This is a genomic window from Paenibacillus sp. FSL H7-689, assembly GCF_000517905.1.
GTDB lineage: Bacteria > Bacillota > Bacilli > Paenibacillales > Paenibacillaceae > Paenibacillus > Paenibacillus amylolyticus.
Genome location: NZ_ASPU01000057.1, coordinates 88,208 through 110,952 on the forward strand (window position 1 = coordinate 88,208; position 22,745 = coordinate 110,952).

Sequence of the window (22,745 nt, forward strand, 5' to 3'; positions counted from 1 at the left end):
CACCCGCTATGGTTCATGACGATGTTCTAATCACTCCGACGATTTACCCTTTTCACGCATTTTTTTCTGTTAAGATGAGGTTAGATCCATTAAACTAAAGATAATTTACGAGGACACTCCGATGACAGGATGTTGGAATATAGAATAGTACAAGGGGGTTGGTTTGCTGTGACCAAGCTTTCGGATGCTGTGTATTTAGGTCGTCTACCCGATGTTCGCATGTCTTTTCAATTATTGGGGCTGCATGCAAGAAAGGTAGATTCCAGCTGGACTTATCCGTCTCATGAACATTCAATGTATGAAGTCCACTGGATGATGGACGGGCAGATGAACATGGTTGTCAACGGGCAGTCTTATCGGCAGTCGGTTGGCGACCTTCTGTTCATCCGGCCTGGTATGACCCACTCTTGCACCGGAGCCGGACCGGAGGGGTTCACTTATTTTTCCGTGCATTTCAGCATACACGATACATCCTTTTGCAGAGAACTTAACCGTTGCAAAGACATCTATTATCCGGCAAATTCGAATTTGGCTCTGGGGCTTTCCCCTTCCCTGTCTACTTTGTATGGCCTGTCCACAGAGCATTTGTCTAGCTCACTATCTTCCTCCAAACAAATGAAGGTACATGCCGCCGTGTTTGAACTGCTCGGTTCCCTGGTCGGTCAGTTATCTCAGCAAGCCTCCGTTACGTTGTCGAGAAAAGAAACCATTGCCCATCAGATTGCTGAGCACATTGAGGATTCGGTAAGGTATATCCATCTTCACGGGGAAATTCAGGAGAGCGATCGAACCTGGATTCAGGACATTGCCAAATCGCTGAGCATAAGCCCGTCACAGGTTAATCGTATTTTTCGGGAGGTATACGGCATCGCTCCACGCAAGTTTCTATCCGAAACCCTTCTGAACGAAGCGCAGCGGCTGTTAAAGCAAACCGACTTGAACATAGACCATATTGCGATGATGCTGGGGTATAAGACCAATGCGCATTTCAGCCGCCAGTTCAAGCGGTGGACAGGCATCGCGCCAAGCGAATATCGCAGCCATTCGCAGCAGGCAGGAGAAGCCAACGTTGTGGATGACTAAAAGTTTAATCATAACCCCCCCAATTGTCTGAGCCGCATAGGCTGATCGGTCAACAAAACAGCTACTGGATGACCAGCAGCTGTTTTGTTTTGTCTGGATTGCTCAGATCATGTGTTTGAGGATTACGCTAAAATAAATGATGCAAGGCTTGCACTTCCAGAACCTCTGTACGTAAAATACAAAGCCTGTATACCATCCGGAATGGTCATCTCGACTGAATAGGGTTTCCAATGATTGGTGAAATGTACCGGGATTGTACCCAGGACAGGACCGTTCCATGCGGTTTTGACCTCAAATACCCCGTGACAATATCCCCGTACCTTGATCGAGACCTGGCGAATTCCTCGGCAATCAAAGTATTTAAAACCTGCCGTTGCGGATTCAACCATATTGGCGATATATCCGACTTCTTCATCACCGTCTCTACCATCCTGGGTGATCTTTGGAAAGCGGCTGTCCAGCCAGGCTCCTGCCCCGAAACCTCCAGTGTACTTCTGATCATCTTTGGTCAAAAGATTACATGCAAGATATGCGGGGTACTCGCCTTTCCCTTCAAGCGGTCTCCCACTTGGACCAGAGGAGGTCATTTCCACCTGAGGAATGCTGCCGTCCTCTTCAAAAGATATCTTCTCAATACAGCCCTGCCGGTTGAATGCGTCCCCATTGGTATGACGGTGATAGAAGACATACCAGTCTCCGTTGATCTCCACAATGCTGCCATGGTTATTGCCTCCATAATACATGGGTTTGTCAGCAGGTTTGTAGGAGTCGATATGGAGATCACAGTTGCTTACGATGACGCCCTGATATGTAAATCCTTTATTTGGAAATCGACTGGTGGCATAACATAATTCATGCATAACGATGGAGGAATACACCAGATAGTAGGTATCACCTCTCTTCCGGATGGAAGGAGCCTCAAAAAATTCATGGCCCTCATAACCGCTGCCCTCACTGTAAGGCTCGCTCGGTGCTACGAATATGGGTTCTTCCACAATCGTCAGCATATCCGGACCTAGCATCGTGGCCATCGCGCCATGTCTTGATTGGTCTCCGGCCGCACAGAAGCCGGTATACAGATAAGTGTGCTGTCCTTCAGTCATCACGCCGGGATCGAACTGGGGCTCGTCCCCTTCTCTTTCGCCCAGACGAGTGCCGTCGTCATATTGTACATAACCATAGAATTCATATTTACCGGCAGGTGCATCACATACAGCCACCGAAACAACGGGTACCTTATCCAGCACATAATACAGATAATACCGCCCATCGGGACCCAGCGTAACATCTGGCGCATATAAACACATATGGCCATTCGGATTCAGCGGGTCATCTGTTTTTCGGTAGATCACCCCTTCATTTCTCCAATTCCCCAGGTCATTCACGGGTGCAGACCAGCATACATAATCGTTCAGACAGAAGGCATGTCCGTTAAAACGGTCATGTGAACCATACACATACACTCTTTCATTGAATACATAAGGCTCACTATCAGGTACGTACTCCCAGGATGGAAGATATGGGTTGAACCCCTGCTTGTTCATTCCAGCTACACTCCTCATATCATCGTAATAGTACATTCGTTCTATGAAATAAAGATAACTCTCGTATAATAGAAAATAGCTTAAGTAGAGTATGGGTTATTCTTTTCTACAACTTAAATATAAAGGGGAAGAACCATGACATCTATTTTTTACGTTGAATGTGACGCGGTACATCAGAATCATTTTGTTTTTGATATCCCTGAAGGACATGATGCCTGGTTATTAGTCATTACACAGACCCCTGCCCAGTTTTGGGTTGATGGACAACTTAAGGAATACCCGGCTCATTGTGCTGTACTTTTCAAACCGTATCAAAAAATATATTACCGGGCTTGTTCAGAGCGCTATATAAATGATTGGATTCGTTTTGAAAGTGATGAACCGTTTGTAACCGATACCTCCCTTCCGCTAGGCACACCTTTCCCGCTGGATGATCCGGAATACTGTCATAAGCTGTTCCAATTGCTTGTTGCAGAGCATTCTTTTCAGAACGATTACCGGGAATCATCCATCAATTGCCTGCTGCGAACCTTGTTCAATAAATTGCTTGAGTCTTGTGTCCAAGAGGATATTAGTCCTCAGCACTATCCTCTGTTGAAGCTTCGAACGGCAATTCATAACCATCCCAGCCATCCTTGGACAATATCAGAAATGGCGAAGATCATAAACGTCAGTCCGGGGTACCTGCAGTTGATGTACAAGAAATCGTTTGGCCTCTCGTGTATGGAGGATGTTATTCATAGCAGAATACGTTTGGCCAAAGAATATCTCAGACATCATTTGTATACGGTTGCAGAGATTGCCGATCGATGCGGTTACCGTAATGTCGAGCATTTTTGCAGGCAGTTCAAACAAATGACCGGTTCCTCGCCTAAACAGTTTCATAAACGACATGAAGGTGTCCCGTCTGACTTAACAGAGTTGGGATATAAATCTCACTTTTAAGGGGGATGTACTTAGATCAATGGAAAAATTCCCACTCTGTCCAATAGGCGTTTACATACTTTAGCCATTTAATCGGTATAAACGTCATCGAGGTTGTTAGCGTTCTCTGCTGTCATTTTAAGTTAAGGTTTTAGACTGTATGATGCAATGACATATTCTCAAGCATGATTGATCAATTATCATATTGTGATACCTTATAATGGCATCTTATTTTTTGCATATGCAGCCGCGCCGATCATTCCTGCTTGCCCACCTAACTTTGCTTGTACGATAGGACATACACCGGATGAGAGATGCAATGCATGATTTTTAACCGTGTCACGTACTGTATTCAGCAAGCGGTCACCGGCTGCCGACATTCCTCCACCAACAATAATCACTTCTGGATTGAACAGATTGATTACATTGGAAAGACCAAATCCAAGAGTCTTCCTGATTGGAATCCTGGAGCTTAACCCCATTTCGAACTTTTTGGATTATTTATCTATACTTATATCTCCAAACAAAAGAAGTCACTAATTTAGTGACTTCTTCTGACATAAAGTTTCCTATTATAAATTTTATTTAACCTAAAAGGTTCTGATTCATCAATCCTTAATTAAGGGTTCTATTGGGATGAAGTGCACGAGCCATTGCATCCATATAACCCTGAACAGTGCGTTGACTCACTTCTGTTTCTGGAGCAAGAATTTCAAAAAGGTGGAAGCAACCTGGATAGAGGTGAAATTCAACATCCACACCTGCTTGTGCTAGTCGTGCCACATACTTCATCGTCTCGTCCCGGAATAGATCGAGCTGACCTACACAAGTATAGGCTGGCGGCAATCCGGCCAAGCTCTCTGCTCTAGAAGGTGTTGCATAAGAAGAACTTTCAATGACATCGTTCTCATCACCAAGGTACATATTCCAAGCAGCTAAGTTGTCCGTTCGGTTCCAGATTGAACCCTCTTCTGTAATCTCATGACTAGATGGCGTGATGTTACGATTATCTAACATCGGATACAATGGCATTTGGAAGATGATAGACGGACCTCCTTTATCACGTGCCATCAGCGCGAGTGCTGCTGTCAGTCCTCCGCCACCGCTAGCACCGGCAATCGCAACCCGATTAACATCAATGCCAAGCATTGCTGCTTCCTCCGTCATCCATACCAATCCAGCATAACAATCTTCAATCCCCGCAGGATAAGGGTGCTCAGGAGCGAGCCTATAATCGACTGATACGACAATACATTCTGCTGTCTGAACAAAACGTTCGCACAATTTGTCGTCCATATCTGGATGTCCTAACACGTACCCACCCCCATGAATCCATAACATGGCTGGTAGTAAATCATTCGTTCGTTCGGCTGGCTCATAAATTTTGACCAGCATCTCACCTCCATCCCTCGGAATTTTCCGGCTAGTTGTGTTTACATGCTCTGATTTTTTCACCGATGCAGCCGATACTAAGTTTCTGCTCCACTCTAAATTTTTCTCCAATTCAAACCCTGGAAATTGTGAATATACCTCTCTTAATTCTGGTAATATACGTGTCTCAATACTCATGATAATTCCTCCAAATATAATAATGAATTCGTTCATTTATGTTTTTTAGTTAATCCTTATCTCATTTCAGCTTCCCACTTGGAAATTTCCTCTCGTACTCGCGGTGCAACCTCTTTACCGAGCAGTTCTATAGCCTGTATTACCAACTCATGTGGCATCGTGCTTAAGGGAACATACATCATGAAACGTGTAATTCCTACATGCTTGCGCAGATGAATAATTTTTTGAGCAACTGTTTCCGGATCCCCTACATACAACGCACCATCAGAGCTGCGGGCAGCGTCATAGCTGGAACGATCGTAATATGCCCACCCCCGCTCTTTGCCGAGTTTATTCATGCCGTACTGAGTGGACGGGAAAAAGAGTTCTGCGGCCTTTTCTGTATCTTCTGCAACAAATCCGATAGAATGTGAACCTACCCGAAGCTGTGATACATCATGACCAGCATGAGTTGCCGCCTTTTTATACAGTTCTACAAGTGGCGCAAATTTCGTTGGATTACCACCGATAATTGCAAGAACAAGTGGCAGACCTAGAATTCCAGCACGTATGGCAGACTCCTGAGTACCTCCGCTACCGATCCATACAGGTATAGAATTCTGAACAGGACGCGGGTATACCCCCAGATTATGTATCGCTGGTCGATGGCCTCCATTCCATGTTACTTTCTCGGATTCCCGTAATTTAAGAAGCAATTCAATGTTTTCATTAAATAAATCCTCGTAGTCATGCAGGTTATAACCAAACAGTGGAAAGGACTCAATGAAGGAACCTCGACCCGCTATAATCTCGGCACGTCCATTGGAGAGACCGTCAAGCGTGGCAAAATCCTGAAACACACGGACAGGATCTGCTGAAGATAGGACCGTCACAGCACTTGTCAATCGAATCCGTTTTGTGAGGGGCGCGGCAGCGGACAACACCATTGCTGGTGAAGATGCTGCATAATCATCACGATGATGCTCACCTATGCCAAACACATCAAGTCCTACCTGATCTGCAAGGACGATTTCTTCCACGACTTCTCGCAATCGCTGTGCGTGACTCATCACAACTCCGGTCTTAGTATCAGGCTTTGTTTCTACGAATGAAGTAACACCTATTTCCATAATTAATCTCTCCTTATATTTTTCTTTCCTTAAGAGGAATGCTCAAGACAACGGATTAAAGCCGTCCAATCCAACTCACCATAACCATGGGTAATTCCTTCAGAGAGGTGTTGATGAATAAGCTGACCTAAAGGGAGTGGAGCTTGAACTGACTTGGCTGCCTCGATAGCTAATGCAACATCCTTTAACCCGAGCGTCATTTTAAAACCGGCTGGTTCAAATCGCTGTTCGGTCATGATCGCTCCATAGTTCTGATATACCGGAGATTGAAAAAGAGCATTCACAACATCCATATATCGGGACGGCTTAATGCCGTGCTTTTCAACCATGAGCTGCGCTTCCGACAATGCTTCCAGCATTGAAGCAATTAGAAAGTTAACGCCTATTTTGACAATGTTACCTTCTTCGCCATGATCCCCAATCTCAAATATCTCTTGACCTAGTACTGTTAACATGGGAAGTACTCGTTGTCTTGCATGTTCCGGACCAGCTAAAATAATGCGCAATGTAGCTGCTTTAGCGGCATCCGGGCGCCCCATTACGGTGGCAGACACAAAGTGCTGGTGTCTCTCCGCATGCAAAGCGGATAATTTTCGAGCCAGATCTACGCTGATCGTACTGGCAGATACGTGAATTCCATTTTCAGATAATCCGTTCAGAACTCCATTTGGTCCCTCGACAATCTCTCTCAAAGCAGCATCATCAGATAACATGGTAATTACAAGATTGCTTTCTTTCGCTGCCTCTAGAGGTGTTTGGACATACCGTGCTCCCTGTTTTATTAATGGTTCAGCTTTTTCAGGGGTCCGATTAAAGATGACTAATTCATACCCCGCGTTCAACAGGTTTTGTGCCATTGGAAGCCCCATATTACCAAGTCCAATAAACGATACCTTCATTGGTTGCATCTCCTTATTGTTGATGGAATGTTTCGATAACGGAATGAATGTTCCAGAATGATTAAAAAAATTATGGTCTTGCAGATACTTTTCAAATGGCACCTTCAAAATATGAGGAATATAATAACGGAACAATCATTCCAATATTGCTAAAAAAAATTATATCCCTGCAATTACAAAGCTAATCATCTCTTTTGCACGTTCTGGATTTTGACCTGTTTTGGCCATAATATTTATGCTTTGATGTAAATTCAGCAATAAATAAGACAATGTTTTGATATCTGTTGTTTTATCTATCTCTCCCGATTGTTGGCCCTTTTCCAAAAGCTCGCAAAATGCTTGTTCCAAATCCGAAAAACTAGTCTGTATCAAGACATTTATCTGTTCATCTGGTGACTCCAATGTTGTTGCTGTATTTGTTACAAAACATCCGCCCGGTAGGCTGGTATCGTATGCTGAAGCAATATGATACTCAAAAAATTGAAGAATTCCTTCTCTAACGTTGGACGCTTGTTCAAGAATGGTCTGTTTATTGGAACTCCCTTTTTTATAATGCTCCAGGGCATCTCTATACAAGGTTTGCTTGTCGGAAAAAGTATCATAAAGGCTGGATCGGCTAATGCCCATCACTTCCAGTAAATCCGGTATACTAGCAGCCTCGTATCCTTTTTTCCAAAACAACAGCATCGCTTCGTGTAACGCTTGATTTTTGTCAAATTCTTTAGTCCTGGCGATAAGTAACACCTCCCGTTTCAGAAATATAACATATCTGAACTGATCAGTCCAGAAAAGAATTTTGCCGGTTGTTAATCGTTATTAAAAATTTATCCATTGAATAATATATGGGCTATATTTTACATCTAACTCCAAAAATATTAACTTTGTTATACACCAAAAAGATCTCTTGAGCAGTAAATGCTGAAGAGATCCTCTTTTTATTTTACTCATAAGCAAGAATTACCCATCACTGAAATTACACTGGATCTGGAGTTCCAGTCCTGCTTCTCGATTTCTTAAATAGCAGTATGGCAAGAAGGAAAGCAATTCCTACAGCTCCAAAACCCAACCAATTCAAATACATGACAGATGAACGACTGATCACAATCCCACCTAATCCAGAACCCAGTGCAAAACCAAATTGGATAAATGACGTATTTACGCTAAGGGCAATGTCGGGATTACGAGGTGCCAGTGTAACCAAATATAGTTGCTGGGCCGGAGATATGCTCCACGTTGCTAACATAAAAATCATTAAAACCAAGATTAACATGATAAGATTAACTCCAGCTAGAGCAAACAAAAGAAGAGTTACGCCTTGTAACAGAAGGCCTAGACAGATTGTAAACTTTGATCCCTTTGCATCTGCCAATTGTCCGCCCACTTTTGATCCGACAAAGCTGCAAATTCCCGCGAGAAACAGAACACCGCTTATCTCTGTCATGGTAAGAGTGGATGTAGCTTGCAAGAAAGGCGTAATATACGTGAACAGTGTCGAATAGCCGCCGATATACAATAATGTAATAAGCAAGGCAGTCAGAATGAGTGGATTTTTTAAAATGGAGAGTTGCATTTTGAGCGTGATCTTTTCTTCCTCTTTGATTGCCGGAACCTTTTTGTAGATAATAAGTAATGGAAGAACACTTAACAATCCAATGAATATAAATAGAACTCTCCATCCAAACATTTCACTAAAAAATGTGCCCAATGGGACACCGAGCACTAGCGAACTGCTTAGCCCCATCAAAATGATGCCGATGGCATTGCCCCTTTTTTCTTTTTCAACCAGTCGTGTCGATACGGCCATCGCTACTACGGTAGCCACTCCTCCGCTAGCCCCTTGAATAATTCGCACCCATAGTAAAGTTTCATAAGAAAGGTCAACAAGCATAAGTCCGTTGCTGGCAATAAACACACTGAGGGCGGACAACAGTAACTTCTTGCGATCCATATTTATTGTAATTGCAATGAGAATCGGAGCGATAATGGCCGCTGCCAGAGCAAATACAGTCACCAGTAAACCCACTTCGGAAGTAGATACGCTCAAGTCTGAGGCGATCATTTCAATGACTCCTGTAATAATGTATTCAAGGGTTCCAATCAGAAAAACAGCCAATGCCAAGATATATATAATCCATTTATTTTTCACTTTAATCCACTCCGTCTTCTCTAGTTATCTATTTAGTATTGGAATTTGTATTTCTATAAACTGTACATCTTGTTCTTGAGATAAGGGTAAATATAATTCCCTACCAGCTCCGTTCTCCTTGATCTGATAGTTATTATTCTCAATCCATGTAGCTAGATGAACACAGGCTTTACAGGCAAAGATGGCATTGGAACGATAAGCTATGGTGGCCATCATGGGCTCGGCAGGAAGAGTCCGCTGTTGAAATGGGTCGGGAGGTGATCGCAGCTCACAGGTTAAGAAGTAACCTATTTCAAACTCGAACTCTTCCTCTTGTCCTGCGATTTCTTTCCACAAAACAACCTGAGGTCCGTCGATCAGTTGGCGCATTTCTTTTGTTAATGATTGATCAAACTGATGAAATAAACTCGGGATATCCTCTTCCCTCCCGCACCCTGTCTGAAAAAGAAACTGCCGAGCACCCTCCTCTTTGATTCGAATTTCTTGTCCAGTTTCGACGTGCCCCTCTTCCTCTATAAGCTGCATGCGTTCCTCAATCCGGACAAGTTTGGCTTGTTCCGTATCGATAATCTGCTGAATTTCGCTTCTTTTCAGCTTAAACATGCCTTGAATATTCTCCAACGTAATATGTTCCTGTAACAGCTGTGTGATTTGTGGCAACGTGAACCCCAATTCTTTATAAATGAAGATTCGGTTAAGCTCGAGAAGCTGATCTGCGGAATAGTAACGGTAACCCGTATCGTGATCTACCTTTCTCGGCTTAAGTATGCCAATTTGGTCATAATAACGCAGTGTTTTTAATGAGACCCTACTTAGCTTGGAAAACGCACTGATTTTGAACAACATATCATCTCCAATCTTTTAACATAATGCGAGTATATAGTTTCCCGTACAGGGGAAAGTCAAGGGTGTATATGATTCTCATTTTTATAGCTAAATCAATCACCGTCCTTGTCATCACTCTATGTTGCTGTTATGGGTAAGTCAAAGAACCGTTTCTGAATGAAACGTTCATTATTTTTGAACAAAAAAATGCCACGCATGGTGGCATCCTCTCGGTACTCATTCATTTTACCTGCTCAGCATTATTAATTTTTTAAATAAACAGATTATGATTGGCTTGTGATGCTTGTCCAAGATAATAACCGACACCACCAATTTTAACTTGGTCTATTAATTCTTCACGCTGAATTCCCATTAAATCCATAGACATTTGGCAGGCAACGATCTCTACTCCTTGTGCAATTGCGCTCTCTATCAATTCTTCCAACGAAGGCACATGATGTTTTTTCATCAAACCACGGATCATCTTCGGGCCTGCTCCGAGCATATTCATTTTGGACATGCCAAGCCTCTGGCTCCCGCGAGGTAACATCATATCAAACATACGGCCGATCATAGTTTTGGATAACTTCTGCGGTTGCTGCTTGCGAATAATACTCAATCCCCAAAACGTGAAAAATAGGGTTACTTTCCGTCCACTGGCTGCTGCCCCATTTGCAATAATGAGTGAAGCGATCGCTTTGTCCAGATCACCACTGAAAACAACCATCGTGCTGGCAGGATCGCTGATTGGGGCATTGGATACGGGTTGTGCTGTATTTTTGGCAATGACAGACTCAATTGTACCGCCTTTCAGTCTTTCCAACTGCAAGATTGTGGAACCCGACATTGTGGCCCATGCTTTGACATCTTCATAGAATCCTGGATCGGAAGCTTTCACGCGAAGGGTTTCTCCGTTCGCTAGTTGATCCATTTTCTGCTTAACCTGAATTAGGGGACCAGGACAACTTAATCCACATACGTTCAACTCATGATCAATACGTTGCGGCTGTGTTAAGGAAGTGGGAATAGACTCCTTTTCCTTTGCGTCTATCACAGGATCATGATGATCTTGTTTTGCAGCAGTATATGGAGCAGACTTAAACTGGGCTTGACGGTATGTTTTATAACCACCACTCAAGTTTTTTACACTAAAACCATGCTGACGCAAAATTTGCGAAGCAGTGTAACCACGTAAGCCGACTTGACAGTATAGCCAGATTTCTTTGGATGGGTCTAATTCATCTAAACGTTGACGAAGCTCATCAACTGGAATAGAGAGTGAACCCGGAATATGACCATTTTGATGCTCAATTTCACTGCGTACATCCAGAAGTATCGACTGCCCCGGCTGACGATCAGCCAGTTGATTATAGGTGAACGTCTGAACACGTCCGGTAATCATATTCTCTGCTGCATATCCAGCCATATTCACGGGATCTTTGGCAGACGAATAAGGAGGCGCGTAACTCAGTTCAAGCTCTGTTAAATCCCGGACATGTCCTCCAAAATGAATGGCTACAGCAATATCATCAATTCGTTTATCCACTCCATCATAACCGACTGCTTGTGCGCCTAAAATTTTGCCTTCCGGAGTAAACAGCAGTTTAAGAGTAATTGCACTTGAACCCGGATAATACGATGCATGAGAAGCAGGGTGTACGATAACGGTTTGATAGTCCATGCCGAGACGCTGTAGTGTTTTTTCATTACTGCCTGTCGTCGCTGCGGTCATTCCAAATACTTTGATAATGGACGTACCTTGTGTTCCTCTATAGGTAGAAGGAAGCCCTGCGATACGGTCGGCAACAATACGACCTTGTTTGTTGGCAGGTCCGGCAAGTGGTATCGTTGCCTTCGTACCATGTATGGTTTCCGTTACTTCGATGGCATCCCCAACAGCATAGATATGTGGCACACTACTTTCCAAGGCTTCATTTACGATAATATGTCCACGTGCACCCAGCGAAACGCCGCTATCTTTCAAAAAATAGGTGTCCGGCGTTACGCCTATCGCAAGAATAACCATGTCAGCTGTCAACACATGACCATCGGCAAGTTCAACCCCTATGCCCTGCTCTAAGGAATGAAATCCCTGAACACGTTTGGAAAACAGCAGGTTTACACCATGATTCTCCATTTCCTGTGCTAATGCGGCTGCTAACTCGGTATCATAGGGTGTGAGTACTTGTGCGTTCCCCTCAATCAGCGTTACATCCAGACCAGCTTCCTTTAAATTCTCAGCCATTTCCACGCCTATAAACCCACCGCCTATCACGATTGAAGATTGGTTGTTAGACGAACTCACCTGGTCTTTGATCCGATCAATATCTGGAATACTTCGTACGGTATAAATTAGTGGATTGTCCTTGCCCGGCAGATCGGGAATGATTGGTTTAGCACCTGGTGACAATATCAACTCGTCATAGCTTTCTTCATATGCACCGCGCTCCTGGGACTGTATCTTAACCACTCGCTTCTGCGAATCGATAGCTATAACCTCACTTCTTGTACGCACATCGATACAAAAGCGATCTGCCATCCCTTTTGGCGTTTGCACCAGCAGACGCTCTCGATCATCGATGGAGCCACCTATATAATAAGGCAAACCACAATTGGCGAATGAAATGTAGGGCCCTTTCTCAAAGATAATAATTTCGGCATGTTCATCCAGACGGCGAAGACGTGCAGCTGCAGATGCACCTCCAGCTACACCGCCAACAATAAGTACTTTTTTGCTCATGATTCACAATCATCCTTTTCAAATAAAGTTTTGATAATCTGTTCAACCCGTTGATCGGCAAGCACATAGTTCACTTCAAGACCATTCCGCTCCGTAGCAACAATACCTGCACTACGAAGTTTCTGGAGGTGTTGTGAGACTGTTGATTGGGGAAGATCCAGACATTCCTGCATATAAGAAACATTACATTTTTTTTTCATCATCAGTCCGCGCACAATGCATAAACGAATGGGGTGAGACAGAGCTTTCAGCAGATTAGCTGGTTCATCGAACTGTTTAATGTTATTGCTGTCAAAAGCGGGAGTGTTCAAAAGTATTCCTCCTAAATCGTTATATCGTAATAATACGATTTATTGATTCTCCTGTCAAATGTATTCTGGAGTTAATGCGTTTAATAAGTTCCATACACGCTCACCCCTACGGTTTTGGCTTGTTCCAGGTGGATGATAAAAAGGCCTGCCAAAACCGCTAAAAGCGACATTTGACAGGCAATCATGCTGTATCAGTTCTTCATAAAATAGTGATTTAATTGAACATCTTATGTTAGAGTATGACCGGCTGAATCAGTCCGTCCTTACCAAAAAGAATCGGGTCCATACATATTTCGCGGTGATACCCCTTTCCAGAGGAGAATCTGGACAGTGGCGTTACAAAACGGTGATAGGCAATCCGTAGTTGACCGGTTTCATTTTCATTAAATATACAGTGATGACCTGTGCCCAGCATGCCCTTCTCCACATTTTTGCTCAGGATTGGGTATCGATAGGTAATTGGACCATATAGCTGCTCTGCCGTACCATAATTCACATGATAGTCTTCGCTGCCTGTGTCATCACAGGACCATGTAAAGTGGTATAGTCCACCCTGCTTCAACACGGTTACCGCCTCACGAAAATCATGCAAGCCCGCCAGATTGCTCATTGTGTCCTCCACGACACTTATCATGTCTTCACCAAGCTCCACAATGGCACCATGTCCATTGCCAAATAGCAGATACGGTCTTCCATCATCTTCGATATAGATGGAGGGATCAATCGCTTGACCCATAGTAATGCCCAGACGTTTCAACTGCTCCATTGTGATTAAAGGCTGCGACTCGGCCAGGAATGGACCAATCGGTGTATCTGCTACAGCAACGCCAATGGCACTCTCTCCGTTCCGCATTTTTCCGCAGAAATAAAAATAGAACTTTCCGTTTCGACTGGCAATTGCCGGCGCCCAGGCATTACCGGTTGCCCAGGCGACATCCTCTGTTTCCAGATCAAGGATCACGCCTTCGTCTTGCCAATGCTTCAGGTCTGAAGAAGAAAACACCTTAAACTGTGTCCCCGACCACCCCTCGAAGCCATCTGTTGTTGGATACATATAGTAGCGATCCCCAAACTGTGCGACATCAGGATCGGCATATTGTCCGGGAAGCACCTGATGACCATCCCCAAAAGCCGCGAGAAGCCGGCTGCACTCCTCAGCTGTGATTGGCAGGACACTTCCATGCCGCTTTTGAGTCGTTCCCATATCGAATTCACCATCAGGGACGATTCGGAATTCTCCACTTCCCAGATCTGTAGTCAGCAGAGGAAGATAACCCTTGCCTTCAGCAAATCGATCAACAATCAGACACCATTCCTCCCGGTCATTGAATTTAAAGATTTGAGGTCCCTCCACACCTGCCATAGCCTCCAGTACCGGAGCTTGAAGTGTAACAAATGCCCCTTTGTCGAGAGAGTCTCCTTTTTCTACCCGTATGTTTTTGGTTGTTTCATCCTTGGAGTATCGATAATAAGAGCCATCCGCAGGAAGAATCGTTGTATCAATAATATGATTATCCCGCTCGATGTATTTTTCCGATGCAGAGAACGTACGAAAGTCTTTTGTGCGAGCACTGTATATTTTTTGTTTTCGTTCTTGCTCCTGTGGTTCCTGCGTCGCAGAAGCCCAGAATACAAGAAACTCATCTGCCATCTCATCATACACAGCTTCTGGTGCCCAGACACATCCAGCGCCCTCCACACCTAGTGTAACGTTCCATGGGGATGACCAGTTCACGAGATTGCTGGATTCCCATATAATTACGTCACGGCTCCCGGCATTAACGGCATGAGTCCATCCTTTGCCGCTTGCGATGCGGAGATCCGTAGCAATCAGATAAAATTTATTATCCTTGACTGAACGAACCAGAAACGGGTCCCGTACCCCCTTTTCTCCAAGGTCGGAATACAGCACAGGCGATCCGCCATTAAGGTCCTTCCAGTGAAGACCATCCTCGCTATAGGAGAAATAAACCTGCTCTCCGTCTGGTTGTTCGCCAATAAAATGTACAAAGAGATACCCATCATAATTTGGAGTTGTTTTGGTCAATGGTAAAGAGCCTCCTGAAAATGAAATTGATTGTATACTAACAGTAATATAAAAATGAAAGCGTTCTACTTATGTTGTATCATACTTCAAAAACAGCGGAATGAGTATATTTTTGTAATCTCGTATGTAAAAGATCATGTGAATCTTTCGCCGGAAACATATGCCCTAATTGGAATGTTTGACTTGCTCCTCATGCAAAGAATTATCACATCGCCTTTATTATGTTTATTTTACCTCAGGTATACAAAGTTCTTGGTTTTCATTTACATATAAATGCTAATCTTCTTAATGATGAACAAATGAATATAGATTCATGCATTCATTTTTGTTGTTGAGATATTACGAGGAGGAATCATTGTGAAATTATCCAAAAGAGTATTACCAGCGGTAGCGCTGACTCTGGCTGTATCGGCTTCTACTCTCTTGTCTGCAGGACAAGCAAGTGCGGTTCAAGCTGTAAGTGTGGAGAAAAAACAAATCAAGAACATCATCTTCCTCATTGGGGATGGCATGGGGACCTCTTATACTTCCGCCTACCGTTATATGAAAGATGATCCTTCGACGAAGGGCATGGATAAAACCGTATTCGACCCTTATCTGGTTGGAGCACAAATGACCTATCCGGATGATGATAAACAAAATGTGACGGATTCCGCTTCCGCAGCAACGGCCATGTCCGCGGGCGTGAAAACATACAATGCGGCCATTGCGGTTGACCCTGAGCAGAAGGAAGTCAAAACCGTACTTGAACAGGCCAAAGAAAACGGGAAAGCCACCGGACTCGTGGCTACATCGGAGATCACTCATGCCACACCAGCTGCATTTGGTGCCCATGATATCAGTCGAAAAAATATGGATGCAATTGCGGACGATTATTATGATGAGTTGATTAATGGCAAGCATAAGGTGGATGTACTTCTGGGTGGAGGGAAATCCAATTTTGTACGCGAGGGTCGTGATCTGACGAAGGAGTTCCAGAAGGCCGGATTCAGCTATGTGACGGATCGTTCCTCTCTCCTTGCGGATAAGAATCAACAAGTTCTTGGACTGTTTGCGGACGGAGGGCTGGACAAGTTGATTGATCGTACTGCTGCAACTCCATCATTAGCTGAGATGACCAATACAGCGATTGATCGCCTCAGTTCGAACGACAAAGGATTCTTTCTAATGGTCGAAGGCAGCCAGATCGACTGGGCAGGACATGATAATGATATCGTTGGCGCGATGAGTGAAATGGATGATTTCGCAGCAGCATTTCAGGCAGCTATTGATTTTGCCAAAAAAGACGGTGAAACACTTGTCGTAGCTACTGCCGACCACTCCACGGGCGGACTTACGCTTGGAAAAGACGGAGAATACAACTTCTTCGTAGACCCAATCAAAGCTGCACTGCGCACACCTGACTTCATGGCAGCACAAATTGCAAAAGGTGCTTCGGTTGAAGAAACACTGAAAAGTTATCTCAAACTGGAGTTGAAACCTGAAGAGATTCAATCGGTGAACGAAGCAGCCAAAAGTGCGGATGTAACAAAGATTGATAATGCTATTGAAGCGATTATTGATAACCGTTCATTTACCGGCTGGACAACAGGTGGACATACAGGTGAAGATGTTCCGGTCTATGCCTACGGTCCGGCAAGTCATCGCTTCGCCGGTTTGATCGACAACACAGATAATGCCAAGATCATATTTGATATTCTCAGCAAGCACCAGTAAAAAAAAACCTAATAAATTTCGGGTAAAACTTTGAAAAAGCTTAAGCCCTTGTCTCCAGTTGTTGCCGATGGAGACAAGGGCTTTTAATTGATCATTCGTGTACTTGACGAAGTGTTATATTATCTTCCCTTGACTTTTAATACATTCTTTATACCAGTAGAAAGAATCTTTTTTAACTCGCTTTAATGAACCCTTTCCATCATTGTCTTTATCGACATAGATTAAGCCATATCTCTTTTTCATCTCTCCTGTTCCGGCACTGACAAGGTCAATGCAACCCCAAGGAGTGTAACCTATCACTTCGACCCCGTCTTCCAGAATGGCTTTTTTCATCTCACTCACATGCTGTCTAAGGTAATCAATCCGATACGGATCATGCACTGACCCATCCTCTTCGAGCGTATCCACTGCGCCTAAACCATTCTCTACAATAAATAGCGGGATCTGATACTTATCATACAGCCAGTTTAATGTAATCCGGAGACCTACCGGATCAATCTGCCATCCCCATTCACTGGCAGGCAAGAGCGGATTTTTATAACCGCTTATTTCATTCCCCTCACTCTTGTCCTGATCGGTTGGATTAGCCATAACGACAGAGCTGGAGTAATAACTGAATCCGATATAATCTACGGTTCCTTCTCTCAGAATCAATTCATCCTCAGGAGCAGTTTCAATTTCCAATTGATGCTGCTTCAGGAACCCATAATATGAGCGTGGATATTTGCCTCTGACATGTACATCAAGAAAGAAGTAAGCTTGTTGAAGTTTTTTGACCTGGGCAAGCACATCATCAGGGTCGCATGTAGCTGCGTATGATGTTGGATGAAGGAACATGCCGCCGATCACAAAGTCCGGGTTGATCTCTTTACCAAGCTTGACTGCTTTGGCACTGGCTATCAGCATATAATGCGCAGCCTGGTACATGGTCTGAAGTTTGTTTTCCCCATCATTCCACTGAATGCCTCCCGGTTTCCATGGCTTGCGCACAATCATATTGATTTCGTTAAACGTCATCCAGTATTTAACCTTAGTCCGATATCTGGTGTAGACTGCTTCGCAGAAGTTTAAGTAAAAATCAATCAATTTACGATTGCGCCATCCCCCATATTCCGTCACTAGATGATATGGCATTTCGAAATGAGATATGGTGACTACTGGCTGAATCCCGTATGCCAAACAGGTGTCAAACAAGTCATCATAGAATTGCAGACCTTCCTCATTCGGTTCCGTCTCATCTCCGTTTGGAAATATCCGAGTCCACGCGATGCTGGTTCGAAAGCATTTGAATCCCATCTCATGAAACAACTGAATATCTTCTTTGTATCTTGTATAAAAATCACTAGCCTGATGACTAGGGTAATATACATTCTCCTCAATTCCATGTGTAATTCTTCGCTCCAAGCCATGTGTTGCTGCTGCCATGACATCTGCAACACTGACTCCTTTGCCGCGCTCATTCCATCCACCTTCTAACTGGTTGGCCGCTGCAGCGCCTCCCCAAAGAAAGTCTTTAGATAATTTACTCATATTTACCACCTCTAAGCTTGAATGCGTAATAATGCTTCGTTTTGGACAACCCGATCCTCAGCAATCTGCTCAACACTCTGATATTCAAAAGTATTTGATATAATGATGGGCACGACCGTATCAAATCCTGCTGCGCGTATAGCTTCATGATCATATTCGATCAACAGATCTCCTTGCTTAATCACCTGATCCTGCTGCACATAAGCTGTGAAATGCTTTCCTTTCAGCTTGACGGTGTTAATGCCTACATGAACAAGCATCTCCACACCCTCATTCGACATCAGTCCAATGGCATGTTTGGTTGGGAACAGCGATACAACCTTTCCGTCAAATGGCGCGTATACTTTGCCGTCGATTGATTCAACTGCGGCACCGCTCCCCAGAGCAAAGATGGGATCGTCGATTTCCGTTATATTTTTAACTGTTCCGTTAATCGGAGAGCCAATGATTAGTGTTCCGGTTGGTCGAGTCAAAGCATGAGATTCTGAGGTCGCCGCAATCACATTAGCGGCAGCAGAAGCATCTGTTCCATTGCCAACACTTGCAGTAACTGGAGCTGGAATCTCTTCTTCAATTCCCCAGATCAAGACGGCAACCAGTGCAAGCGTAATGCTGATTGCTACCCCGATAATGATGTGTATATAACTGTCAGCGATATAGGTTGGCAAGGCCAGGATACCTGGCAGAATCAGAGCCGTTGCTCCTCCACCCCAGAAATTGATGTAAGCTGCTCCGATACCTCCTGCAAGCATCGCACAGATAAATGGGCGCTTGTACTTAAGGTTGAATCCGAAGATAGCCGGTTCGGTAATACCAAACATCGCCGTTACACCACTGGATAAAGCACTGGATTTGCTCGCTTTATGTTTCAATAAGAGGAATACACCAATACATGCCCCGGCTTGAGCCAAATTTCCAGTCAAGTTCGCAGGTGAAATTACCGAGTATCCATATTCAGCAATGAGCTGGCTGTTAATTGGAGTAATTGCGTAATGCATGCCAAATATAATTAGAAGGGGTCTGAATGTTCCAAACAAAAATGCACCAATGACGCCATTCACCGTATACAAATACGTTACAATTTGAGCAACTCCACTGCCGAAGTAGGTTCCTAAAGGTCCGAAAACAATTAATCCAAGTGGAACCATAATGAACAACACAATCATCGGCACAAACAAAATTTTAAACATATCGGGTATTCGTTTATTAACAAACCGGTAGACGTAGCTCATCACCCAAACCGAAATAATAATCGGAATGATCGTTGACTTATAGTTCACGAGCAATAATGGAAGGCCGAAAAAGCTTAAACTGGTAACACCCGTCTCTGCCACTTTTGCTGCACCTTCCATAATGGTGGGATACATATAAGCCCCGGCAAGGGCCACAGCCAGATATTCGTTGGTTTTGAACTTCTTGGCCGCGCTGACTGCAAGGAAGAAGGGGAAAAAATAGAAAATAAGATCACTAATCAGACTAAAGGTTTGGTACGCACCACTTGTTGTCTCAAGAAGATTCATTGTCGTCAGGATTGCAAGCACAGACTTCACCATACCGCACCCAATCAACACTGGAATGACTGGCCCGAATATACCTGCCACCGTTTCCACGACTCGGGAAATCACATTCTTTTTTTGTTGTATTGCTTTCACTTCAATGTCCTGATTTTCCAAGTCAAGCTTTTCACTTACTGCGTCAAAAACGCTTTTCACTTTTGCGCCAATGATGATCTGTAACTGACCGCTGTTAAACTGGGCTCGCAGGACACCTTCCAGTCGATCAAGCGCTTTCAAGTTAACCTGAGACTCATCTTTTACGTTGAATCTCAATCTGGTTGCACAATGCGTGGCATACGTAATATTATCCTGTCCAATGTTAGCGATAATCTCCTTAGCCAATTCCTCTGTTTTCATATGATTCCCCCGCCCTCTTAGCTGTCTTTACTTGCCTCCGGCAAAGTTGTATAACATCTTTTCACGTAGGCCTGATGTATCTTTGCCGAAGATTTCTGCAATTTTGTATGCAAATGGATAAGGTGTTGCAGGCCCTTGGCTTGTAACGAGATTCTGGTCAGCTACGACGACTTCATCCTTGAAGATGCCGCCAATCAATTTCTCAGCGTACCCTACATAACCTGTTACCTGTTTTCCCTCAATGACCTTTGCATCGGACAGTACCACCGTACCGGAACACATTGCGCCAATGTACTTATTGTTCTGATTGAAGTACTGCACCATGTCAATCACATCCGGATTTTCCTTCAGGTTTTGTCCACCTGGGCGGCCTCCCGGCAGAACGATCATGTCATACTGCTTTACTTCTTCGCCAAAAGGTTTGTCTGCTTCTACAAAGATGCCGTGCATGCCCTTAACCAGCTTATCGCCAAAATAAAACGTGTCACAGGTTAATCCAGCTCTTCTCAAAATATCAACAATCGTCAGCGTTTCTCCCTCTTCGTAACCTTCCGCCATCAATACTGCTACTTTATTCGTCATTTCAGTTCCCTCCTATTCAGCATCAAATGCATTGAAATAAACCATACGATTTTTGACAGCCATACTGTCTCCGCCTAAGGCATCCACTAATGCAAAAGCGAAAGCATAAGACGTCGCGGGGCCGCGGCTTGTAATCAGATTTCCATCTTTAACAACAATATCTTCTTTAAAAGTACCGCTGGTTTCAATTTTCTGATCATAACCTACATAAGCTGTGAAATTTTTGTTCTCCAACACACCTGCTTTGGCTAGTACAAGAGGTGCTGCACACATGGCTGCTACATATTTGCCGGACTGATTCATTTCCTGAATAAGTTGAATTACGCGTTCATCATCACGAAGATTAGCGGCCCCAGGCATTCCTCCAGGAAGTACGATCATATCGTAAGTTTTAACATCTTCACTGATGAGCGCATCAGCCTTGACCACGATGTCATGACTACCACGAACCATTTCACCCGCTGTACTAATCATGTGACATTCGATATGTGCTCTTCTCAAAATATCAACAATCGTCAGTGTCTCACTTTCTTCAAATCCTTCTGCTAATAGAACTGCAACTTTACTCACGCACATAACCTCCTGTTAATTATATTTTGGAGCAGACATTTGCATATTGCTCACGCTTACACCGCTATGGACATCGTGAATACATTCATAATTTATCATAGATATTCGCAACCCCAAAGCACATTTAGATTGCTTGTATGTAACTAATAGTTGCAGTATGATGATCTTTAACCGTGTTGCATCTATAGTGTTTACATCAGAGTCACACAAAAGATTACCTCAGGAGGTATGCATGCTTAATAACTATAAATATTTTTTGGTTCTGTCCGAAGAGTTAAACATTTCCAATGCAGCGAAACGACTATATATTTCCCATCAATCACTCAGCAAATACCTAAAAAGCTTGGAAGAAAAACATGGTGTTGCGTTCTTCGAAAGAAAACCTAAAATTGCGCTGACAGCAGCGGGGAAAATTATGCAAGATACGCTACGTCAAATTGAGTTGCTGGATCTAAATATGGAGAATCAACTTACTGATCTTAAAGAGGATAAGTCAGGCACGATTCATTTTGGCATTACCGAAGGCCGCTATCCCATTATCGTGCCGAAATTATTAAAAGAGTTTTATGCCCTGCATCCCAAAGTGGAGCTTAAAATTCATCGTACAACCTCACCGCAAATGCAGGAGATGGTGTTAAACAATTCACTGGATCTGTTTCTCTCGGGTGTAGACAATATCGTAACGCAAAATGTAAAGTATGAAACGATTCTGCTTGAGCAGATGTACATGGTGATCTCGGACAATTTGCTCAAGCAGTATTTCCCTGATCAATATCCCGAGTGCATCGAAACATTTAACCAGGGTGCGGATTTGAGTCTGTTTCAACATGTACCCTTTGTTCTGAATAAGAAAAACTTCAATTCCCGTATTTTGCTCGATAAACATCTCGCTGAACGTAACATATCCCTGCATTGTATTAACGAATTGACGCAACCGGATATCCATCACCTTTTGTGTGCTGAGGATTACGCGGCCAGTTTTTCATTAACGATGTATCTTTCAGGGATTCATGCATTAAATGAGTCTAATCATACGAATTCTCACCTTCATGTATTTCCAATCGCTGATTTTTCCTATCTTCACCCGCTCGCATTGATCTATCACAAATCTAAAATTTTCCCCTCTTACGTAGAGGATTTTAAAAAAATAGTCAAACGTTATTGCACCCCTTCATTACATCAAAGCAATTGAATCATATTGGCGTTCAATTACTTATGTGCATACAAAAGTTGAGTT

The 22,745-nt window shown here is 43.6% G+C and carries 20 protein-coding genes; 5 read left to right on the forward strand and 15 right to left on the reverse strand.

Going from position 1 to position 22,745, the window contains the following annotated elements; genetic code table 11:
* Positions 1 to 168: 168 nt before the first annotated feature.
* On the forward strand, positions 169 to 1,083 hold the full coding sequence (locus tag C170_RS25370; protein ID WP_036615489.1) for a helix-turn-helix domain-containing protein: 915 nt from the start codon (positions 169 to 171) through the stop codon (positions 1,081 to 1,083).
* Positions 1,084 to 1,205: 122 nt separating this feature from the next.
* On the opposite strand, the gene C170_RS25375 is transcribed toward C170_RS25370, so the two are convergent.
* Positions 1,206 to 2,627: a family 43 glycosylhydrolase gene (locus C170_RS25375; protein ID WP_036615492.1), complete on the reverse strand. Its 1,422-nt coding sequence runs from the start codon at positions 2,625 to 2,627 to the stop codon at positions 1,206 to 1,208.
* Between the two features lie 135 nt (positions 2,628 to 2,762).
* Here C170_RS25375 and C170_RS25380 point away from each other — a divergent pair, with 135 nt between their 5' ends.
* Positions 2,763 to 3,572, forward strand: a complete 810-nt coding sequence (locus C170_RS25380) for a helix-turn-helix transcriptional regulator (protein WP_036615494.1) — start codon at positions 2,763 to 2,765, stop codon at positions 3,570 to 3,572.
* Between the two features lie 194 nt (positions 3,573 to 3,766).
* Here C170_RS25380 and C170_RS25385 read toward each other — a convergent pair whose 3' ends face one another.
* On the reverse strand, positions 3,767 to 3,946 hold the full coding sequence (locus C170_RS25385) for an ROK family protein (RefSeq protein ID WP_235200841.1): 180 nt from the start codon (positions 3,944 to 3,946) through the stop codon (positions 3,767 to 3,769).
* Here C170_RS25385 and C170_RS31430 point away from each other — a divergent pair.
* Positions 3,875 to 4,027: a hypothetical protein gene (locus C170_RS31430; protein ID WP_235200844.1), complete on the forward strand. Its 153-nt coding sequence runs from the start codon at positions 3,875 to 3,877 to the stop codon at positions 4,025 to 4,027. The genes C170_RS25385 and C170_RS31430 overlap by 72 nt on opposite strands.
* 139 nt (positions 4,028 to 4,166) lie before the next feature.
* Here the strand turns inward: C170_RS31430 and C170_RS25390 are convergent, their stop codons facing one another.
* The 9 genes from C170_RS25390 to C170_RS25430 form a co-directional block, all read right to left on the reverse strand.
* A complete protein-coding gene (locus C170_RS25390) occupies positions 4,167 to 5,120 on the reverse strand; it encodes an alpha/beta hydrolase (protein ID WP_036615499.1) in 954 nt (317 codons plus the stop codon).
* Positions 5,121 to 5,176: 56 nt separating this feature from the next.
* Positions 5,177 to 6,229 (reverse strand): LLM class flavin-dependent oxidoreductase, encoded by a 1,053-nt coding sequence (locus C170_RS25395; protein ID WP_036615501.1) that lies wholly within the window; start codon positions 6,227 to 6,229, stop codon positions 5,177 to 5,179.
* A gap of 29 nt (positions 6,230 to 6,258) precedes the next feature.
* The gene (locus C170_RS25400) at positions 6,259 to 7,128 is read right to left on the reverse strand and encodes an NAD(P)-dependent oxidoreductase (protein ID WP_036615503.1); all 870 of its coding nucleotides are present in this window, start codon (positions 7,126 to 7,128) and stop codon (positions 6,259 to 6,261) included.
* 159 nt (positions 7,129 to 7,287) lie between these two features.
* Positions 7,288 to 7,872 (reverse strand): TetR/AcrR family transcriptional regulator, encoded by a 585-nt coding sequence (locus C170_RS25405; RefSeq protein WP_235200832.1) that lies wholly within the window; start codon positions 7,870 to 7,872, stop codon positions 7,288 to 7,290.
* A 229-nt stretch (positions 7,873 to 8,101) separates the two neighbouring features.
* Positions 8,102 to 9,274: an MFS transporter gene (locus C170_RS25410; RefSeq protein ID WP_036615506.1), complete on the reverse strand. Its 1,173-nt coding sequence runs from the start codon at positions 9,272 to 9,274 to the stop codon at positions 8,102 to 8,104.
* Positions 9,275 to 9,298: 24 nt separating this feature from the next.
* On the reverse strand, positions 9,299 to 10,117 hold the full coding sequence (locus tag C170_RS25415; RefSeq protein WP_036616076.1) for a MerR family transcriptional regulator: 819 nt from the start codon (positions 10,115 to 10,117) through the stop codon (positions 9,299 to 9,301).
* Positions 10,118 to 10,370: 253 nt separating this feature from the next.
* A complete protein-coding gene (locus C170_RS25420) occupies positions 10,371 to 12,839 on the reverse strand; it encodes an FAD-dependent oxidoreductase (protein WP_036615508.1) in 2,469 nt (822 codons plus the stop codon).
* Positions 12,836 to 13,150: an ArsR/SmtB family transcription factor gene (locus C170_RS25425; protein ID WP_036615511.1), complete on the reverse strand. Its 315-nt coding sequence runs from the start codon at positions 13,148 to 13,150 to the stop codon at positions 12,836 to 12,838. Before C170_RS25425 ends, C170_RS25420 begins: the two co-directional genes overlap by 4 nt.
* A gap of 232 nt (positions 13,151 to 13,382) precedes the next feature.
* Positions 13,383 to 15,197, reverse strand: coding sequence for a family 43 glycosylhydrolase (locus C170_RS25430; RefSeq protein WP_036615513.1), 1,815 nt, complete (start codon positions 15,195 to 15,197; stop codon positions 13,383 to 13,385).
* A gap of 354 nt (positions 15,198 to 15,551) precedes the next feature.
* Between C170_RS25430 and C170_RS25435 the strand changes: the two genes are divergently transcribed.
* The gene (locus C170_RS25435) at positions 15,552 to 16,913 is read left to right on the forward strand and encodes an alkaline phosphatase (RefSeq protein WP_036615516.1); all 1,362 of its coding nucleotides are present in this window, start codon (positions 15,552 to 15,554) and stop codon (positions 16,911 to 16,913) included.
* Between the two features lie 114 nt (positions 16,914 to 17,027).
* On the opposite strand, the gene C170_RS25440 is transcribed toward C170_RS25435, so the two are convergent.
* Genes C170_RS25440 through C170_RS25455 form a run of 4 tightly spaced genes read right to left on the reverse strand, consistent with a single transcriptional unit; the run spans position 17,028 to position 21,508 of the window.
* Positions 17,028 to 18,443, reverse strand: coding sequence for a 6-phospho-beta-glucosidase (locus tag C170_RS25440; RefSeq protein ID WP_036615518.1), 1,416 nt, complete (start codon positions 18,441 to 18,443; stop codon positions 17,028 to 17,030).
* Between the two features lie 11 nt (positions 18,444 to 18,454).
* Positions 18,455 to 20,356: a glucose PTS transporter subunit IIA gene (locus C170_RS25445; protein WP_036615519.1), complete on the reverse strand. Its 1,902-nt coding sequence runs from the start codon at positions 20,354 to 20,356 to the stop codon at positions 18,455 to 18,457.
* 27 nt (positions 20,357 to 20,383) lie between these two features.
* The gene (locus C170_RS25450) at positions 20,384 to 20,938 is read right to left on the reverse strand and encodes a DJ-1 family glyoxalase III (protein WP_036615521.1); all 555 of its coding nucleotides are present in this window, start codon (positions 20,936 to 20,938) and stop codon (positions 20,384 to 20,386) included.
* A 12-nt stretch (positions 20,939 to 20,950) separates the two neighbouring features.
* The gene (locus C170_RS25455; protein WP_036615523.1) at positions 20,951 to 21,508 is read right to left on the reverse strand and encodes a DJ-1 family glyoxalase III; all 558 of its coding nucleotides are present in this window, start codon (positions 21,506 to 21,508) and stop codon (positions 20,951 to 20,953) included.
* A 232-nt stretch (positions 21,509 to 21,740) separates the two neighbouring features.
* Here C170_RS25455 and C170_RS25460 point away from each other — a divergent pair, with 232 nt between their 5' ends.
* Entirely contained in the window at positions 21,741 to 22,700 is a 960-nt protein-coding gene (locus C170_RS25460; protein ID WP_036615525.1) for a LysR family transcriptional regulator, read from the forward strand.
* The last annotated feature ends 45 nt before the right edge of the window (positions 22,701 to 22,745 follow it).

Bases quoted from the DNA above. Each gene is read 5' to 3' on its own strand.
- C170_RS25400 (WP_036615503.1), bottom strand. From the start codon at position 7,128: ATGAAGGTATCGTTTATTGGACTTGGTAATATGGGGCTTCCAATGGCA.
- C170_RS25390 (WP_036615499.1), bottom strand. From the start codon at position 5,120: ATGAGTATTGAGACACGTATATTACCAGAATTAAGAGAGGTATATTCA.
- C170_RS25445 (WP_036615519.1), bottom strand. From the start codon at position 20,356: ATGAAAACAGAGGAATTGGCTAAGGAGATTATCGCTAACATTGGACAG.
- C170_RS25395 (WP_036615501.1), bottom strand. From the start codon at position 6,229: ATGGAAATAGGTGTTACTTCATTCGTAGAAACAAAGCCTGATACTAAG.
- C170_RS31430 (WP_235200844.1), top strand. From the start codon at position 3,875: ATGATTTTTAACCGTGTCACGTACTGTATTCAGCAAGCGGTCACCGGC.
- C170_RS25375 (WP_036615492.1), bottom strand. From the start codon at position 2,627: ATGAACAAGCAGGGGTTCAACCCATATCTTCCATCCTGGGAGTACGTA.
- C170_RS25420 (WP_036615508.1), bottom strand. From the start codon at position 12,839: ATGAGCAAAAAAGTACTTATTGTTGGCGGTGTAGCTGGAGGTGCATCT.
- C170_RS25460 (WP_036615525.1), top strand. From the start codon at position 21,741: ATGCTTAATAACTATAAATATTTTTTGGTTCTGTCCGAAGAGTTAAAC.
- C170_RS25380 (WP_036615494.1), top strand. From the start codon at position 2,763: ATGACATCTATTTTTTACGTTGAATGTGACGCGGTACATCAGAATCAT.
- C170_RS25450 (WP_036615521.1), bottom strand. From the start codon at position 20,938: ATGACGAATAAAGTAGCAGTATTGATGGCGGAAGGTTACGAAGAGGGA.
- C170_RS25440 (WP_036615518.1), bottom strand. From the start codon at position 18,443: ATGAGTAAATTATCTAAAGACTTTCTTTGGGGAGGCGCTGCAGCGGCC.